The organism is Pseudomonas sp. 10C3 (assembly GCF_036346185.1).
In the GTDB taxonomy this organism is placed as follows: domain Bacteria; phylum Pseudomonadota; class Gammaproteobacteria; order Pseudomonadales; family Pseudomonadaceae; genus Aquipseudomonas.
This window is the reverse complement of the sequence record NZ_JASJVE010000222.1, coordinates 1-234: the sequence shown is the minus strand read 5'-3', so window position 1 is coordinate 234 and position 234 is coordinate 1. Positions and strand designations below refer to the sequence as shown.

Below are 234 nucleotides of genomic sequence, written 5' to 3'. Positions count from 1 at the left end.
ACGTTGCTGGTGCTGGTGCTGGTGTACCTGGCGATTCGCTTGATGCGCAGCTTCACCGAGATCAATCGCGTCAACAAAGCCCTGCAAACCGCCAACGAAGAGCTGGAGATACGCGTCGAAGAACGCACCCAGGAACTCAAGGATACCCAGAGCGAACTGCTCGACACCGCGCGCCAGGCCGGCATGGCCGAGATCGCCACCAACGTGCTGCACAACGTCGGCAACGTGCTCAAC

The 234-nt window shown here is 60.3% G+C and carries 1 pseudogene; it reads left to right on the top strand.

The window, feature by feature from the left end:
* Positions 1-234: pseudogene (locus tag QN399_RS26685) on the top strand (histidine kinase); the annotation flags it as partial.